Annotated in this window: 16 protein-coding genes; 12 read left to right on the top strand and 4 right to left on the bottom strand. The window is 62.5% G+C overall.

All coding sequences use genetic code 11. The features are described 5' to 3' along the window. Window positions 1-96: 96 nt before the first annotated feature. The 4 genes from H1B27_RS05115 to H1B27_RS05100 are packed head-to-tail and all read right to left on the bottom strand — an operon-like array spanning window position 97 to window position 5,178. Window positions 97-672 (bottom strand): sarcosine oxidase subunit gamma, encoded by a 576-nt coding sequence (locus H1B27_RS05115; RefSeq protein WP_311976925.1) that lies wholly within the window; start codon window positions 670-672, stop codon window positions 97-99. Beyond that, window positions 665-3,649: a sarcosine oxidase subunit alpha family protein gene (locus H1B27_RS05110; RefSeq protein WP_197965239.1), complete on the bottom strand. Its 2,985-nt coding sequence runs from the start codon at window positions 3,647-3,649 to the stop codon at window positions 665-667. The genes H1B27_RS05115 and H1B27_RS05110 overlap by 8 nt, the downstream gene beginning before the upstream one ends. Next, window positions 3,646-3,915, bottom strand: a complete 270-nt coding sequence (locus H1B27_RS05105; RefSeq protein ID WP_197965238.1) for a sarcosine oxidase subunit delta — start codon at window positions 3,913-3,915, stop codon at window positions 3,646-3,648. Before H1B27_RS05105 ends, H1B27_RS05110 begins: the two co-directional genes overlap by 4 nt. A 12-nt stretch (window positions 3,916-3,927) precedes the next feature. Further along, window positions 3,928-5,178, bottom strand: coding sequence for a sarcosine oxidase subunit beta family protein (locus H1B27_RS05100; protein WP_197965237.1), 1,251 nt, complete (start codon window positions 5,176-5,178; stop codon window positions 3,928-3,930). Between the two features lie 138 nt (window positions 5,179-5,316). Between H1B27_RS05100 and H1B27_RS05095 the strand changes: the two genes are divergently transcribed. The 12 genes from H1B27_RS05095 to H1B27_RS05040 all read left to right on the top strand — a co-directional run bounded on the left by H1B27_RS05095 (window position 5,317) and on the right by H1B27_RS05040 (window position 17,705). Next, window positions 5,317-6,210: a class II glutamine amidotransferase gene (locus tag H1B27_RS05095; RefSeq protein WP_197965236.1), complete on the top strand. Its 894-nt coding sequence runs from the start codon at window positions 5,317-5,319 to the stop codon at window positions 6,208-6,210. Continuing rightward, window positions 6,210-6,905, top strand: coding sequence for a GltB/FmdC/FwdC-like GXGXG domain-containing protein (locus tag H1B27_RS05090; RefSeq protein WP_197965235.1), 696 nt, complete (start codon window positions 6,210-6,212; stop codon window positions 6,903-6,905). The genes H1B27_RS05095 and H1B27_RS05090 overlap by 1 nt, the downstream gene beginning before the upstream one ends. Window positions 6,906-6,922: 17 nt before the next feature. After that, window positions 6,923-8,272 carry an FMN-binding glutamate synthase family protein gene (locus H1B27_RS05085; RefSeq protein ID WP_197965234.1) on the top strand — a complete coding sequence of 450 codons (1,350 nt, stop codon included), beginning with the start codon at window positions 6,923-6,925 and terminating at the stop codon, window positions 8,270-8,272. A 33-nt stretch (window positions 8,273-8,305) separates the two neighbouring features. Further along, window positions 8,306-9,604: a type III glutamate--ammonia ligase gene (glnT, locus tag H1B27_RS05080; protein WP_197965233.1), complete on the top strand. Its 1,299-nt coding sequence runs from the start codon at window positions 8,306-8,308 to the stop codon at window positions 9,602-9,604. Between the two features lie 163 nt (window positions 9,605-9,767). Further along, window positions 9,768-10,934, top strand: a complete 1,167-nt coding sequence (locus H1B27_RS05075) for a transporter substrate-binding domain-containing protein (protein ID WP_197965232.1) — start codon at window positions 9,768-9,770, stop codon at window positions 10,932-10,934. Between the two features lie 35 nt (window positions 10,935-10,969). Continuing rightward, window positions 10,970-11,578 (top strand): ANTAR domain-containing response regulator, encoded by a 609-nt coding sequence (locus H1B27_RS05070; RefSeq protein WP_131870214.1) that lies wholly within the window; start codon window positions 10,970-10,972, stop codon window positions 11,576-11,578. 250 nt (window positions 11,579-11,828) lie between these two features. Next, window positions 11,829-13,085, top strand: a complete 1,257-nt coding sequence (locus H1B27_RS05065; protein ID WP_197965231.1) for an ABC transporter substrate-binding protein — start codon at window positions 11,829-11,831, stop codon at window positions 13,083-13,085. Between the two features lie 62 nt (window positions 13,086-13,147). Then, window positions 13,148-14,041 carry an urea ABC transporter permease subunit UrtB gene (gene urtB / locus H1B27_RS05060; RefSeq protein ID WP_197965230.1) on the top strand — a complete coding sequence of 298 codons (894 nt, stop codon included), beginning with the start codon at window positions 13,148-13,150 and terminating at the stop codon, window positions 14,039-14,041. Window position 14,042: 1 nt separating this feature from the next. Continuing rightward, complete coding sequence (gene urtC, locus H1B27_RS05055) at window positions 14,043-15,191, top strand: urea ABC transporter permease subunit UrtC (protein WP_197965229.1); 1,149 nt, start codon at window positions 14,043-14,045, stop codon at window positions 15,189-15,191. 3 nt (window positions 15,192-15,194) lie between these two features. Beyond that, window positions 15,195-15,938, top strand: a complete 744-nt coding sequence (gene urtD, locus H1B27_RS05050; protein WP_197965228.1) for an urea ABC transporter ATP-binding protein UrtD — start codon at window positions 15,195-15,197, stop codon at window positions 15,936-15,938. Then, window positions 15,938-16,633, top strand: a complete 696-nt coding sequence (urtE, locus tag H1B27_RS05045) for an urea ABC transporter ATP-binding subunit UrtE (protein ID WP_197965227.1) — start codon at window positions 15,938-15,940, stop codon at window positions 16,631-16,633. The genes urtD and urtE overlap by 1 nt, the downstream gene beginning before the upstream one ends. 34 nt (window positions 16,634-16,667) lie before the next feature. Beyond that, a complete protein-coding gene (locus H1B27_RS05040; protein ID WP_197965226.1) occupies window positions 16,668-17,705 on the top strand; it encodes an aliphatic amidase in 1,038 nt (345 codons plus the stop codon). The last annotated feature ends 17 nt before the right edge of the window (window positions 17,706-17,722 follow it).

The following is a 17,722-nucleotide window of genomic DNA, read 5'->3' as shown; positions in this document are numbered from 1 at the left end:
GGTCCTTTAGATGAGACCCGGAGCAGAGCCCAGGGCCGGTCGACCAGTACAGCAGGATTGGACGGCACGCAGCTTCGATGCATTGCCGACAGGCGATCAGTTCCGTGCGAGCCCGAACCCTGCCAGGCTGTCATCCAGCCAGCGACGGAAACTGTCGACAAGGCTGCGGAAGACCGCAATCTCGAAAACCGGTGTACCGTCTTCCAGATCATCCAGCCGCCAGATGATGGCGCCGAGGTGCGAAACGGCTGTCACGGCGACGGCGCCCGGCGCGAATGCACGGTTGTGCAGATCGATCGGAAAACCCTTGGCGAGAGCCTGGCCGATCCGCGGCCCGCTGACGCGATGGATGACATAGCCGTCGGTCTGATCGGTCACCGATGCGGCATCGCCGACAGCCTGCTTCAACGAGACGGAAAACCCATTGCCGCCATCGTCCTGCGTCGCGAGCCAGGTCGTGGGCCCGATCCCGAGAAAGGCGACATCGCCGGATGCGCTGCGGCGCGGACCGGGAACGAGATCGATTCCATAGGCGGTCTTGACGCGCTGTTTCAATTGCTCGTCCGCGCCGCGCCGAACCATGATGGTCGCGTAGCCGAGATCATTGCGTATCGATACGATGACGCCCGGGTTGGAGGACGCCGCAAAGCCATGATTGAGACGATCAGCCACGCAGCCGCGCTCCTTCCGGATCATAGAAGACGGGAGAACATATCTCGGCCTCGAAATCGGCACCTCGCAGAGGGTCGACGACCCGCAAGATCTGTCCCACGCGTTCTCGGCCGCGTGCCAGCAGAGCCAGCGCAATCCAATGGCCGAGCATCGGCGAGAATGCCGACGACGTGACGTATCCCTGATCGTTCTCGAGCTTGACGGCTGCACCGGGCGAGAACAGGTGAGCGCCGTTGCGCAGGCGTTGCCGGCGATCAATCGGCTTTAACCCGATCACGGCCGGACGGTCCGGATCGACGAGTCCGGGCCGACGCGCAAGCACCTTGCCGATAAAGTCCTTCTTGCCCATCATCCGGCCGAGCCCGAGATCGTGCGCGGTGGTGGTGCCGTTCAGCTCGTTGCCGGCGACGTGTCCCTTCTCGATACGCATCACGCCAAGCGCTTCGGTGCCATATGGAGTGAGGCCGTACCCGGCGCCCGCCTCCATGATGGCGCGGATCGTCTCGTCACCAAAGCGCGCCGGGACCGCGAGCTCGTAGCCGAGCTCGCCCGAAAAGGAGACGCGGAACAGCCGCGCCGGCCGCCCTCTCCAGCAGAAATCCGCGCAGGCGAGATACGGAAATGCGGCATCGGATATGTCGATCGCGCCGCCGAGCAGACGATCCAGAAGATCGCGCGCGCGCGGTCCGGCAATGGAGAATTGGGCCCACTGCTCGGTGACGGAGATGGCCTGGACGTCGAGCTCGGGCCACAGCACCTGTCGGGCGTGATCGAGATGCTGCATCACCTTCGCTGCGTTCGCCGTCGTCGTCGACATCACGTAGTGATCGGGCGCAAAGCGGGCGCAGGTTCCGTCATCCATCGCGATGCCGTCCTCGCGCAGCATCAGTCCATAGCGCACTTTGCCGACGGGCAGGGTGGAGAAGGTGTTGATGTAGATGCGATCGAGGAAGATACCGGCATCCGCGCCCTGGACGTCAATTTTGCCCAAGGTCGAGACGTCGCAGACGCCGACGGCGCTGCGCACGGTCTTGACCTCGCGAATCACGGTCGAGAGCCAGTCCGCTTCGCCTGGTCGCGCGAACCATTGCGCGCGCCGCCACGGGCCCGCGTCGACGAAGGTCGCGCCGAGCTGTTCGGCCCACCGGTGGCTCGGCGCCAGCCGGACCGGGCGGAAATCCTGGCCGCGATGACGGCCGGCGAAGGCGCCGATCGCGACCGGCGTGGCGGGCGGTCGCGCGATGGTGGTGCCGACCTGCGGCATCGGACGATCCGTGAGCGCCGCCATCATGGCGTGACCGATCACGGCTGCCATCTTGCCCTGGTCGGTGGCCATGCCGAGCGTGGTGTAGCGCTTCAGATGCTCGACCGACGTAAAGCCCTCGCGAGCGGCAAGCGCGATGTCGGCCTGCGTCACGTCGTTCTGGTAGTCGACGAAAGCCTTCGATCGGGATGCTGCGGCTTGCCACAGCGGCTCGCCGGAGATGCTCTCGTCGTCGACGACGAATTCGGGCCGGGCGCCGGATTTGAATCCGGCAGCATCCGCACTGGTCGCCCCGGCAGCCGTCCCTTGTTTCAGCGCTTCCGCCAGCGTCAGTGCGCCGCTCGCGGCGCCGATGACGACGAGATTCCGCGGCAGATCGCCTGGCAGGAAGGCCGAGCGTTCCTCGGACCAGCGCGGACGACCGCCGAGATGGGTCGAGAGCGCGAGGTTCGGATTCCAGCCGCCGCTGACCGCAAGCAGGTCGGACTCGATCGCGATGTCGTCGCCCTTATTGGTCCGCACGCGAATTTGGCTGAGACCATGTGCGCCGCGTGTGTCGATGACGTGCGCGCCCTTCAACAGTCTGGCGCCGATCGTCTGGCCGGAGGCGACCAGCGATGGGGAGATCTCGGATCGTGCATCGATGATGGCTTCGACCTTGACTCCGGCACGCGCGAGGTCGAGCGCGGTGCGCCAGCCGTCGTCGCAACTCGTGAACAGGGTCGCCGCCTTGCCCGGTGCCACGCCGTAGCGATTGAGATAGGTACGCACCGCGGAGGCCAGCATGATTCCGGGACGGTCGTTGCCGCCGAACACGATCGGCCGTTCGATGGCGCCCGCCGCAAGGATGGATCGCTGCGCCACGATCTTCCATAGGCGCTGCCGCGGCTGGTGTGCGGGGGGAACGGGCAGGTGATCGGAAACGCGTTCGAGCGCGCCGAAAGTGCTCCCGTCATAGGCGCCGAAGATTGTGGTCCGCGTCATCATTGTGACGTTCGGAAGTGCGTCCAGCTCTTTGGCGGTGTATTTGGCCCATTCAACGCCTGAGAGGCCGTCGATGGTGTGGACGTCGTTGTTCAGCCGGCCGCCGGGGATGAAGTCATCATCCGCGATGATGACCCGGGCGCCCGCGCGTCCCGCTGCCAGCGCCGCGGCGAGACCGCCGGGGCCACCGCCGATGACCAGCACGTCGCAGAAGGCGTACGCCTTCTCGTACTGGTCGGGATCGGGCTGCAGGCTGGCCCTGCCGAGGCCAGCGGCACGTCGGATCAGAGGCTCATAGACTCGCTCCCAGAACGAAGCGGGCCACATGAAGGTCTTGTAGTAGAAACCGGCGACAAACAGGGACGACAGCAGCGAGTTGACCGCACCGAGATCGTAACGCAGCGTCGGCCAGCGGTTCTGGCTCAGGGCTTCGAGCCCGTCAAACAGCTCGATCGTGGTGGCGCGCGTGTTCGGCTCACGACGTGCGCCGGTCCGCAATTCGACCAGCGCATTCGGCTCCTCGGCGCCGGCGGTCATGATGCCGCGTGGACGATGATATTTGAACGAGCGGCCGACGATCCTGACGCCGGACGCCAGAAGAGCGGATGCCAGCGTATCGCCCTGGAAGCCCTGGTACTGCTTGCCATCGAAGTGGAAGCGCAAGGCTCTGCTGCGGTCGATCAGACCGCCGTCGATTCGGTTGGGTTGCGGGGCGCTGATGTCGCTCATGCACGGACCCGGTCGCGGGCAAAGGTGGCTTTGGTGATGTCATGGGTCCTGGTATTGCGCTCGACTTCCAGCCAGCTTCGACAGCCGGACGCGTGATACCAGAGTTCGCGATGCAGCCCGGACGGATTGTCCCGCAGATAGGCCGCTTCGAAGAATTCGCGGTCGGCGTCGGGTGCGTCGGCGGCTGGCCGCGGGGCGCTGGCATCGCCAAGATAGGCGAATTCGCTGACGTCGCGATTGCCGCAGAACGGGCAGGGAATGCGCATGCCGATCGACCTTCAGTGCAGATTGGGTTGGGCGCCCTGGCCCTTTTCATCGAGCAAATAGCCGCTCGCGAAACGGTCAAGCCGGAAGGCGCGTGCCACTGGATGCGGTTCGTCGCGGGCAATCAGATGGGCGAAGCACCAGCCGGATGCCGGCGTGGCCTTGAACCCGCCATAGCACCAGCCGGCATTCAGATAGAGGCCGTCAAGCGGCGTGTGGTCGATGATGGGCGAGCCGTCCATGGACATGTCCATGATGCCACCCCATGAGCGCAACATCCGTAGCCGTCCAATCATGGGCATCAATGCCATGCCGCTTTCGCAGACATCCTCTACGGTCGGCAGATTGCCGCGTTGCGCATAGGAATTGTAGCCATCGATGTCGCCGCCGAACACGAGGCCGCCCTTGTCGGACTGGCTGATATAGAAGTGGCCTGCGCCGAAGGTGACGACGCCCGGAATCAACGGCTTGATGGCCTCGCTGACGAAGGCCTGCAAGACGTGGCTTTCGAGCGGCATGCGCAGACCGGCCATGGCCGTCAGCCGCGAGGTATTCCCGGCAACCGCCAGCGCCACCTTCGGTGCGCGGATCGTCCCGCGCGTCGTTTCCACGCCGACGACGCGATCGCCCTCACGGATCATGCCGGTAACTTCGCAATTCTGGACGATGTCGACGCCGCGGTCGCTGGCCGCGCGCGCATAGCCCCATACGACGGCGTCGTGACGGGCCGTTCCGCCGCGTCGCTGCAGCAGGCCGCCCTCGATCGGAAATCGGGCATTATCGAAATCGAGGAACGGCAGCATGCGCCGGACGGCGGTCCGGTCGAGCAGTTCGGCGTCGACGCCATGCAGCCGCATCGCGTTGCCGCGGCGGGCTGCGGCGTCGCGTTGCGCATCGGAGTGGAACAGGTTCAGCACGCCGCGCTGGCTCACCATCGCGTTGTAGTTCAGATCTTTCTCCAGGCCCTCCCAGAGCTGCATCGAGAATTCGTAGAAGGGATTGTTGCCAGGCAGCAGGTAGTTCGAGCGGATGATCGTGGTGTTGCGGCCGGCATTGCCGGAGCCGATCCAGCCCTTTTCCAGCACGGCGATGTTGGCGATGCCGAAATGTCTCGCGAGATAGTAAGCCGTCGCAAGGCCGTGCCCGCCGCCGCCGATGACGAGGACGTCGTAGGACGATTTCGGGCTGGCGTCGCGCCAAGCCGCCGTCCAGCCGCGATGGCCGAGCAGCGCTTGACGCGCGAGACTGAAGATCGAGTAGTGCATGGAGGATCGCATTGGTGGTGATGGAAGCTGAGCTTTGACGACACTATTCCATATTTCCTGACAAGAAAACATTGTTCTCGATAGTTGACAGCCGTCCACGCGGGACGATATGCATGGCTCGCCCGATGGAGAGCAGGCATGTGCGGTATTGTCGGTCTATTCCTCAAGAACCCGGGGCTGTATCCTAAGCTGGGGTTTCACCTTGCGGCCATGCTCGGCGTGATGAGCGATCGCGGTCCCGACAGCGCCGGGTTCGCGGTCTACGGCAGCTCGCAAGCGGATCACGTCAAGCTCACGCTGCGGGCAGCATCGGCCGTCGAGATTCGTGAGGCGGTGGCGGATCTCGGCAAGGCGGGCGCAGGCGATCTGGACTCCGTCTTTCACGACACCCACGCCGTGGTCTCGGTGCCGCTGGCGCGTGAACAAGAGGTGCGCTTGCTGATCGCACGCGACAGTCGCGTGACGCTGGCCGGCGTGGGTGCCAGGATGGAGCTGTTCAAGGAGGTCGGGCTTCCGGAGCAAGTCGCCAAGCGGTTCGAACTGTCGGGAATGAGTGGCACGCACGGCATCGGCCACACCCGGATGGCCACCGAATCCGCCGTCACGACGCGTGGTGCGCACCCGTTTTCGACCGGAAAGGACCAGTGTCTGGTTCATAACGGCTCGCTCTCCAATCATTGCGGCGTACGGCGCTTTCTCAGCCGGGAAGGACTGACGTTCGAAACGGACAACGACAGCGAGGTTGCCGCGGGTTTCCTGACCTGGCGCATGCAGCAGGGTGCGTCGCTGGAGCAGGCGTTGACGGACAGTCTCGCCGATCTCGACGGGTTCTTCACATTCGTGGTCGGAACCGAGAGTGGTTTCGCGGTGCTCCGCGACCCCATCAGTTGCAAGCCGGCCGTCATGGCCGAGACCGACGATTATGTCGCGTTCGGATCGGAATATCGCGCGCTCGCCGTACTTCCCAATGCCGGAAGAGCGCGGGTCTTCGAGCCGGAGCCGGCCAGGGTCTATGCGTGGGAGTTGCGCTGATGCGCTCGGTCGATCTCGAGGAAAGCAGCGTCCGTGAACTCAATGGCGAGCTGCATCGGCTCACGCCGGAGACCAACGAGACGCGATGGGTGATCGAGCATCCGCACGGCAAGCATGCCATCGCCTGCGGTCTCGATGCCCCCGTGACCGTCGAGGTGAAGGGGCATGTCGGCTATTACTGCGCCGGCATGAACAAGCATGCCACGATCGTCATCGATGGAAATGCCGGCGTCGGAGTTGCCGAGAACATGATTTCCGGCGAGGTCCGGGTGAAGGGCGACGCCAGCCAGGCGGCGGGGGCGACCGGCGTTGGCGGGCTGTTGGTTATCGAGGGCAATGCGTCGGCGCGTTGCGGCATTTCGATGAAGGGCATCGATATCGTCGTGAAAGGCTCGATCGGTCCGATGAGTGCGTTCATGGCGCAGGCCGGCACTCTCGTCGTGTTCGGCGATGCCGGCGAGGCGCTCGGCGATTCCATCTACGAGGCGCGGCTTTTCGTGCGCGGATCGGTGGCAAGCCTCGGTGCAGACTGCATCGAGAAGCCGTTGTCGGACGAGGACAAGGTCATTCTTCTCGGGGTGCTGGAGAGAGCAGGGCTGTCGGCCGGTTCGGACGGCGGCCCAGACGGTTTCCGGCTCTATGGATCGGCCCGCAAGCTCTATCATTTCCACATCGACAACGTCGATGCTTACTGAGGCAGGACGGCTTCCCGATGAATGCACAGAGTCCGAAGGCCGCCACCCCGCCGCGATTCTCCGCGACCTTCGATCCGCAGGCCATCGCCGAGATCCAGCGCGCGGCGGCGACCGGCATCTACGACATCCGCGGCGGCGGTGCCAAGCGCAAGCTGCCGCATTTCGATGACCTGCTGTTTCTCGGCGCGTCGATCTCCAGATATCCGCTGGAGGGTTATCGCGAGCGCTGCGGCACCAATGTCGTGCTGGGCGGCCGCTTTGCCAGCAAGCCGATCGAGTTGAAGATTCCGATCACGATCGCCGGCATGAGCTTTGGTGCGCTGTCGGCGCCAGCGAAAGAGGCTTTGGGGCGCGGGGCATCCGCAGTCGGTACCTCGACCACGACCGGTGACGGCGGCATGACTGACGAGGAACGCGGGCACTCGTCGATCCTGGTCTATCAATATCTGCCTTCGCGTTATGGCATGAACCCGGACGATCTCCGGCGCGCGGATGCGATTGAGATCGTGATCGGGCAGGGCGCCAAGCCCGGTGGTGGCGGCATGCTGCTGGGCCAGAAGATCTCGCCGCGCATCGCCAGGATGCGGACGCTGCCGGAAGGCATCGATCAGCGCTCGGCCTGCCGGCATCCGGATTGGACCGGGCCGGATGATCTCGAAATCAAGATCGAGGAATTGCGCGAGATCACCGACTGGGAAAAGCCGATCTACGTCAAGGTCGGTGCCAGCAGGCCCTACTACGATACGGCGCTCGCGGTGAAGTCCGGTGCCGACGTCGTTGTTCTCGACGGCATGCAAGGCGGCACCGCTGCGACGCAGGATGTGTTCATCGAGCATGTCGGGCTGCCGATCCTCGCTGCGATCCGGCCCGCGGCACAGGCTTTGCAAGATCTCGGCATGCATCGCAAGGTCCAACTGATCGTATCGGGCGGCATCCGCAACGGCGCGGATGTGGCCAAGGCGCTCGCGCTGGGAGCGGATGCTGTTTCGATCGGCACCGCCGCGCTCATCGCGATCGGCGACAACGATCCCGGTCTCGAAGAGGAGTATCGGAAATTGGGCAGCACCGCAGGGGCCTATGACGACTGGCAGGACGGACGCGATCCCGCCGGGATCACGACGCAGGACCCGGAGCTTGCCGCACGGCTCGACCCGGTCAAAGCCGGCCGGCGCCTTGCAAACTATCTCTCGGTGCTGACACTCGAGACCCAAACCATAGCTCGTGCGTGTGGCAAGAGCCACGTCCATAATCTTGAGCCCGAGGACCTCGTAGCGCTGACGCTCGAAGCCGCGGCGATGGCGCGCGTCCCCTTGGCCGGAACTTCGTGGATACCGGGTCATGACGATCCGAAGGCGGATTTGGCGTGAACCTGCTCAACGGCGAGTAGCTTGGAGACAACGATGTCAACGAAGCTTTCGGATACAGCGCGCGAGAAGGGGATCAAATACTTCTTGATCTCCTATGCCGATCTGTTCGGCGTACAGCGGGCCAAGTTGGTGCCGGCTGCGGCGATCGACGGCATGGCCAAGAACGGCGCGGGATTTGCCGGCTTTGCCACCTGGCTCGATATGACGCCTGCTGATCCGGATCTGTTTGCCGTGCCGGATCCCGATACGCTCATCCAGTTGCCTTGGCGGCGCGAGGTCGGCTGGTTGGCCGCCGATCCCTGGATGAACGGCAAACCGGTTGCGCACGCGCCGCGCAACGTGCTCAAGCGCAAGATCGCGGAGGCTGCGGGCGCCGGCCTGACGATGAAGACCGGCGTGGAGTGCGAGTTCTTCCTGCTGACCGAGGATGGCCGCGAAGTCTGCGACACTGCCGACCGGCAGACAAAGCCTTGCTATGATCAGCAGGCGCTGATGCGGCGCTACGATGTCATCAGTGAGCTCTGCGACGCCATGCTGGAGCTCGGCTGGCAGCCCTATCAGAACGATCACGAGGATGCCAACGGCCAGTTTGAGATGAACTGGCAATTCGACGAGGCGCTGGTCACGGCCGACCGGCATGCCTTCTTCAAATACATGGCGCGCTCCATCGCCGAGAAGCATGGCCTCCGCGCGACCTTCATGCCGAAACCGTTCATCTCGCTGACCGGCAGCGGTTGTCATGTGCACGTGTCGCTGTGGAAAGGTGAACGAAACCTGTTCGAGGACGAAGGCGGCGAACTCGGCGTCTCCGAGCTCGGCTATCATTTCCTTGGCGGCGTGATCAATTCGGCCGACGCTCTGGCCGCTATCCTCAATCCTTCGGTCAATTCTTACAAGCGCATCAACGCGCCGCGAACGATCTCGGGCGCGACCTGGGCGCCGAATTCGGTTACCTACACCGGAAATAACCGAACCCACTTGATCCGAATTCCCGAGGCCGGCCGTTTCGAGCTGCGGCTCGCCGACGGAGCTGCCAATCCCTACCTGCTGCAGGCAGCGGTTCTATCTGCCGGACTCGACGGCCTCAGCAACAAGCGAGATCCCGGAAAGCGGCTCGACATCAACATGTATACCGAAGGGCATACCGTGACCTCGGCCAAGCGGCTCCCGATGAATCTGCTCGATGCCTTGCGAGCGCTCGAACATTCAAGCGTGCTGCGGGATCATCTCGGGGAGTTCGTGCCCGCCTATCTCAAGCTGAAGCATGAGGAGTGGAACGACTACGCACGCCATCTGACCCAATGGGAACGAGACAATACCTTGGACTGTTGATATCCGAACGAAATGCGTCGTGCCCAGGGCCGTTCCGGGCGTTTGATGCGGCCGTTGACGTCATCCCCATTATTCATCATAGACTGGGGATGCCGCAAAGGCGTGATACGGCACCGCGAGAAGAGGGGCGGCGTTGACGGATGCAGCCAACGATCGTGATTTGATGGTGTCAGCCAAAGACAATTCGGACAGTTGGCGGGTTGGCGTGCTGTTCTCGCAGACGGGCGTGACGTCGGCCATCGAGCGCACGCAGCTGAATGCGACCTTGCTCGCGATCGAGGAGATCAATGCCAATGGCGGAGTCCTCGGCCGACCGGTCGAACCCGTGATCTACGATCCCGCTTCCGATCCGAAGAAATTCCGCGCCTTTGCCGAGCGGCTGTTCCAGTTCGATCGCATCAGGATCCTGTTCGGCTGCTACATGTCCAGCACGCGCAAGGCTGTGCTTCCCGTCGTCGAAGGCCACCGCGGCCTGCTGTTCTATCCGACGCAATACGAGGGGTTCGAGTATTCGCGCAATTGTATCTACACCGGCGCGGCGCCCAACCAGAACTCGATCCAGCTTGCGCGTTTCCTGCTTTCCACTTACGGCAACCGCTTTCTGCTCGTCGGTTCCAATTACGTCTATCCCTATGAATCGAACCGGTTGATGGCGGACTTCGTCGTGCAGAGCAAAGGCAAGGTGCTCGACGAGATCTATGTGCCGCTGCAAGCCAGCCAGGGGGATTTCGACAAGGTCATCGCGCGGATCAAGAAGACCTCGCCGGAGGTGATCTTCTCCACCGTGGTTGGAGCCGGCACTGCGGCGTTCTACCGTGCCTATCGGGCGGCAGGTTTCGACCCCGCACGCATGCCGATAGCAAGTCTCGCCACCAACGAGGCGGAGGTTGCCGAAATGGGCGCGGAGGCTGCCGAGGGACACATCACCGCGGCACCGTTCTTCGAGACCCTGTCCTCGGCGGCTGCGCGGCGTTTCGTCTCGAGCTTCAAGCAAAAATACGGAGACGATGCGCCCGTGACGGCCGGCGCCGAAGCATCCTACTTCCAGGTGCATCTGGCGATGCGTGCAGTCGGAAAGTGCGGCTCCGACGATCCGGAACAGGTGCTTGGCAATCTCAGGGATTTCGAGTTCGATGCGCCGCAGGGAAGGGTGCGTGTCGATCCCGAAAACAACCACACCTATCTTTGGCCGCGGATCGCGCGGCTTGATCGAAACGGCCGATTCCAGATCGTGTGGAATCCAGGTGTGCGCGTGAAACCGGATCCCTATTGTGTCGTGCAGAGCCTCGACGATTGGTCCGTCGATGACCAGCAACTCATTCGTCCATGATCCCCGTGGTTGCCTAGTGGGACGGAGAACCGGGCGTGGCCATTCAAATTCTTCGCGATCTGCGTGGTCTGCGGGTTCATGTCGTGCATCCCCCGGATTCGGAGCGGACCAAGCTGGTCGAGCATCTGCGTCGCATCGGCTGCATGGTGGAGATGCAATGGCCGGTGCCGGAATGCTGGCAGGAAGGGGCCGACATCGTGCTGCTCGCGATCGAGCACGACATGCGGACCGAGATGCAGCGCCTGTTGAAATCCGATGTCAATCGCCGGCCGACCCTGATCGCCGTCGTGTCCTACGAGGATCCGTCGACGCTGCAACTTGTGCTCGAGTTCGGCGCCGTCGCAGTCATCGAGCGTCCGATCCGGCCGTTCGGCTTGTTGACCAACATCACCATTGCGCGCAGCCTGTGGTTGGAGCGTCGCGAAGCTGACAAGCGTGTACGCAAGCTCGAACGCAAGCTCGCAGGCATTCAACGTATCCAGAAAGCCAAAGCAATCCTGATGGATGGCCAGGGATTGAGCGAGGCTGATGCCTATGAAAGCATCCGGCGACAAGCCATGTCGAAGCGCTTGTCGATGGACGACATGGCCTCCGCGATCATTCACGCAAACGAGCTGTTGCAATATCGCGCCAAAGGTGATTAGCTTTCGACCGTCGTCAAGAGAAAATCTTTCGCGACTTTGCCGAACCATCGATGATGCTGGTTCGGCTCTGGCTGAGCAGCCCGAAGGACCCGCGAGGGTCCGTCGGGCTTTTTTTTGTTTCTTGGGGCGCGTGGTGTTGTCGCCACCTTCGTGTTGACGACGCCCGCTTGAGTCTTGGCGATTGTCTGACGGAAGCAGCGTACTTCGGTGCGATCGGAGATCTGTGTCTGGAGCTAACGGGGAGTGTGCAATGGCAGTTGATAGACGTAAATTTCTGAAGGGCGGCGCTTTGGCGGGCGGCGCGTTGATCACATCCCCCTGGGTGTTTTCGACGGGCGCTCATGCAGCGGGCGAGATCAAGGTCGGCGTGCTGTTCTCGCTGACCGGCGGGTTGTCGATCGTGGAGAAATCGCTGCACGACGCCACGATGATGGCGATCAGCGAGATCAACGCTGCCGGCGGCGTCAAGGGCATGAAGATCGCGGCGATCGCCGAAGATGGCGCGTCGGATCCGAAGACCTACAACGAGAAGGCGTCGAAACTCGTTATCCAGGATCGCGTGCCGACCGTTTTCGGCTCCTATACTTCGGCCAGCCGCAAGGCCGTGCTGCCGGTGTTCGAGAAGCGCAACAACCTCTATTTCTATCCGACCTACTACGAAGGCTTCGAGTGTTCTAAGAACGTCGTCTATACCGGCGCTGTTCCGAACCAGCAGCTCTCGAACTTCATTCCCTGGATCATCAAGACGCTGGGCAAGAAGAAGTTCTTCATCGTCGGATCGAACTACATCTATCCCCGCGAGATGGCCAAGGTCTCCAAGATTCTGATCGAGAAGAACGGCGGCGAATGGGTCGCCGATGAATATCTTGAGCTTGGCCATTCCGAATGGGGTTCGATGGTCAACAAGATCAAGAACTCCGGCTGCGACGTCGTTCTGTCCAACGTGGTCGGCGATTCCGTGATCGCATTCTACCGCGAGTACAAGAACCAGGGCCTCACCCACGACAAGCTTCCGATCTGCGCGACCGTGACCTCCGAGATCGAGATCGCGGCGATGGGTGCCGATTACGCGGTCGGCTCTTACACCTCGTTTCCCTATTTCCAGGCCATCGATACCGACCGCAACAAGGCCTTCATCGAGCGCTATCGGGCCTTCGTGAAGGATCCGAAGGCGGTGACGCACCACGCGCTGGAATCATCCTATTTCCAGGTTTTCCTATGGAAGCAGGCGGTCGAGAAGGCCGCCGAGGTCACGCCGATTGCGATCCGCGAGGCTGTCAAGGGTCAGGAGTTCGACGCGCCCAACGGCCACGTCAAGATCGAAGCCGAGAACCTGCACACCTACCTGACCCCGCGCATCGCGCAGTGGCAACCGGACGGTCAGGGCAAGATCATCGACGCCTACAAGGAGCCGGTGATGCCGCTGCCTTATGTCGCCTATGGCGAGACGCCGACGAACCTCTTCTGCACGTCGAAGGGGCTCGACGCAAGCAAGCTGAAAACCTGACGTCAAGGAAACCCCGTCCATCGCGCGGCCGTCCCGCGCGATGGACGATGAGGTGTGTTGCCATGCTCGAAGTTCTGTTCATCGGTCTCAGCCTGGGTTCGATCCTTCTCCTGGTCGCCCTCGGCCTTGCGATCACTTATGGCGCCATGGGCGTCATCAACATGGCGCATGGCGAGATGGTCATGGTCGGCGCCTATGTGACGGTGCTGTCGGGTCTTTGGCTCGGGACGAACATCTTCGTCGCAATCCCGCTCGCTTTCATCGTGACGGCGCTGCTCGGGCTTTTCATCGAGCGCATCGTGGTACGCAAACTGTACGGGCGGCTGCTCGACACCCTGCTGGCGACCTGGGGCGTCGCGATCCTGATCCAGCAAGCCGTGCGGCTGGAGTTCGGACTCTCGTTCTTCGGCATTCACATCCAGGGACTTGGCCCCGGCCTGCAGAATGTCGATGTACCCGGGATATTGCAGGGTACCCTTCACATCGCCGGCGCCGACATCAATCGCTACCGGACCTTCATCATCCTCGTCACGGCGGTTCTTACGCTCGCCACGTGGTTCCTGCTCTATCGAACCGTCGCAGGCACCCAGGTCCGCGCCATTATCCGCAATCCGAAGATGGCCGCGGCCTGCGGCATCGATGTCGACCGCGTCAACGCGCTGACCTTCGCGTTCGGCTCGGGCCTTGCCGGCGTCGCCGGCGTGATGATGTCCGGCTTCAAGACGGTGTTTCCGGACATGGGCACGCCAATGGTTGTCGACGGCTTCATGGTCGTCGTGATGGGCGGCGTAGGCAGCCTGCTCGGATCGGTGCTGTCGGCCGGGATTCTCGGCGAGATCAACGGTGTGGTTGCCGCCGGGACCAACGATATCCTGGCACGCGCGGTCGTGTTCGGTGTGGTGATCGCGATCATCATTCTCAAGCCGAAGGGCCTGTTCGCCCTCAAGGGGCGCTGAGATGTCGTCGCAGCGCCGCATCGACTGGGCGATCTACGCCGGCTTCGTGATCCTGATCATGCTGGTGCCGCTGGTAATGGACCCGTTCTGGCTGAATCGCATCGCCAAATATCTGGTGTTCGGCATGCTCGGTATCGCAGTCGCGTTGTCCTGGGGCTATGCGGGCATCCTAAATCTCGGCCAGGGACTATTCTTCGGCGCTGGAGCCTACATGCTGGCGATGTCGTTGAAGCTGGCCAGCGCCACCAGCCTGCAGCAGGGCTCCGACAGGCCGGTGCCGGATTTCATGCTGTGGAACGCCGAGCCGGGGGCCAAGACCGAGCTCTGCTGCATCACCAAGGCCTCGTTCCTGTGGCTGCCATTTCAGAGCCAATGGTTCGGCTTTGCCATGGGCCTGATCCTGCCGGTCCTGATGGCGGTGGTGGTCGGCCTCATCGTCTTCCGCAAGCGAATCTCCGGCGTGTTCGTTTCCATCATCATGCTGGCGCTGGTGCTGCTGGTCCGGCTGGTGATGATCGATGCCCAGCCGGTCACGAACGGCTTCAACGGCCTGACCGATCTGGGCTGGTTCAAGATCGGCGATTTCGAATTTGATCCCTATATCGTGCCGACCTATTACCTGATCGCGGGTTCGCTGAGCGTCGTGCTGCTTGCAGCGCGGCTGCTGATCGACACCCGCGCCGGCGTGATCCTGCAGGCGGTTCGCAACGACGAGAACCGCGCCCGCTATCTCGGCTTTGACGTGCCGGCCTACCAGACCTTTTTCTTCGCGGTCTCGGCGGCCATCGCGGGCTTCGCCGGCATGCTCTATGTCATCGTTTCGGAATTCGCATCACCGACCTTCATGGATCTGAGCTTTTCGATCACCATGGTGGTGTGGGCAGCGGTCGGCGGCCGCGCCTCGATCCTCGGCGCCTGCATCGGCGCAATTGCGATCAACATGATTTCGGCAACCGTCAGCGAGACCGAGGGGTTTGCAGAGGCCTGGAAAGCCATCATCGGACTGATCTTCGTGCTGGTCGTGCTCTATCTGCCGCGCGGCATTGCAGGGCTTGCTCACGACCTGATCGATCGCGTGGTCGCGCGCAAGACGCCGCGTGCGTCGCCCGTGCTGCGTGTCCACGATGCCACCTCACAGCTCGCGGAGTAGCCCATGGCGCAGGCAGCATTGACCATCGACGGGCTTGGCGTCGACTTCGAGGGCTTCAAGGCCGTCAACGGCGTGTCGTTGATCATCGAGGAGGGCGAGTTGCGGGTTCTGCTCGGTGCAAACGGCGCCGGCAAGACCACGCTGATGGATCTGATCTCGGGCAAGACCAAGTCGACCGAAGGCCGCGTCTTTCTGCATGATACCAACATCACCAATTGGGAAGAGCATCGGATCGCTCGCGCCGGCATCGGCCGCAAGTTCCAGATTCCGAGCGTGTTCAAGGAGCTCACGGTCCGCCGCAATCTCGAAGTGGCGAGCTGCAAGAATCCCGGCGTATTCGCCAATCTCGGCTTCGGCTTTCCGGCCAAGGCGAAGGTCGACGAGGTGCTGGAACTGATCGGGCTGGCCGACGAAGCCAACCGCGTTGCCGCCTATCTGAGCCACGGCCAGACCCAATGGCTGGAGCTCGGCCTTTTGATCACGCAAGATCCGAAGATCATCCTGCTGGACGAGCCGACCGCCGGCATGACCCAGGCGGAGACGCACAAGACCTCCCTGATCGTCAACAACCTCCGGGGCCGCCACACCATCATCGTGGTCGAGCACGACATGGCCTTTGTGCGCGAGATCGCGGAGCGCATCACCGTGCTGCATCTGGGCCAGGTTCTCGCCGAGGGCAGCGTTACGGACATCGAGACGAATCCGAAAGTGAAGGAAGCCTACCTCGGCTCGAAGGGGATTTCCTGATGCTGGCGTTCTCGCATGTCGATAGTTTCTACGATCGCAGCCACATCCTCCACGACGTCTGCCTGGAGGTGCGTGACGGCGAGGTTACGGCGGTGCTCGGACGTAACGGCACCGGCAAGACCACGCTGCTGAAGACGCTGATGGGCTTGACCGACCGGATAGACGGGCAGATCAGGCTGAACGAGCGCGAGATCGGCAAGGAGCCGACGTTCCAACGGGCGCGGGCCGGCATCGCCTATGTGCCGCAGGGTCGCGAGATCATTCCGGATTTCACGATCCGCGAGAACATCCTGATGGGCTCGTTCGCCCGGCATGACGGCAAGCGCGAGATCCCGGAACTGGTCGCCGAGCTGTTTCCCTATTTGATGAACAATCTGACCCGCAATGGCGGCGTGCTTTCGGGCGGGCAGCAGCAGCAACTCGCGATCGCTCGTGCGCTTGCCGCCGATCCCAAGGTGATCCTGCTCGATGAACCGAACGAAGGCATCCAGCCGTCGATCGTCGAGGAGATCGAGAAGATCATCATCCGCCTCAATCGGGAGGTGGGCCTCACCGTGATCCTGGTCGAGCAGAACGTCTCGTTCGCGCGTCGCGCTGCGCATCGCTTCGCCATGATGGAGAAGGGACGCGTGGTCGTGTCCGGGGCGATTTCCGAGCTGACCGACGAGATGGTTCATCGTCATATGGCGGTGTGAGCTGAGCTGCGAGAACTTCTTAAAGGAGAGCAAGATGCTGCACGGTGATATTACGTCAAGCAACGACACGGTCGGCGTCGCCGTCGTGAACTACAAGATGCCGCGCCTTCATACCAAGGCGGAAGTGCTCGACAACGCCCGCAAGATCGCCGCCATGGTCGTCGGCATGAAGACCGGTCTGCCCGGCATGGATCTTGTGATCTTCCCGGAATACTCCACCCACGGCATCATGTACGATTCCAAGGAGATGTACGAAACCGCCTCGGTGATCCCAGGCGATGAAACCGAGATTTTCGCCGAGGCCTGCCGCAAGGCCAAGGTGTGGGGCGTATTCTCGCTCACCGGCGAACGCCACGAGGAGCATCCGAACAAAGCGCCCTACAACACCCTGATCCTGATGAACGACAAGGGTGAGATCGTGCAAAAATATCGCAAGATCATGCCCTGGGTGCCGATCGAGGGCTGGTATCCCGGCAACTGCACCTATGTCTCCGAGGGCCCCAAGGGGCTGAAGATCTCGTTGATCATTTGCGACGACGGCAACTATCCCGAGATCTGGCGCGATTGCGCGATGAAGGGCGCCGAGCTGATCGTGCGGTGCCAGGGCTATATGTATCCGGCCAAGGACCAGCAGGTCATCATGGCCAAGGCGATGGCCTGGGCGAACAATGTCTATGTCGCGGTCGCCAACGCCACGGGCTTTGACGGCGTCTATTCGTATTTCGGCCATTCCGCGATCATCGGCTTCGATGGCCGGACCCTTGGCGAATGCGGCGAGGAAGAGTACGGCATCAACTACGCCCAGCTGTCGAAGTCGCTGATCCGCGATGCCCGCAAGAACGGCCAGTCGCAGAACCATCTCTTCAAGCTGGTGCATCGCGGTTACACGGGCATGATCAATTCGGGCGAGGGTGATCGCGGCGTTGCGGCCTGCCCATATGATTTCTACGCCAAGTGGATCGCCGATCCGGAAGGCACGCGGGAGATGGTCGAGTCCTTCACGCGCACCACAGTGGGAACCGAGGAATGTCCGATCGAGGGAATCCCGAACAAGAAGGTGGCGCACCGCTAGAACGCATATCGTCGGTG

Origin of the sequence: Bradyrhizobium diversitatis (assembly GCF_016031635.1) — a bacterium.
Classification (GTDB): Bacteria; Pseudomonadota; Alphaproteobacteria; order Rhizobiales; family Xanthobacteraceae; genus Bradyrhizobium; species Bradyrhizobium diversitatis.
Note: the sequence above shows the minus strand (reverse complement) of the source record. Positions and strands in the feature narration are given on the sequence as shown.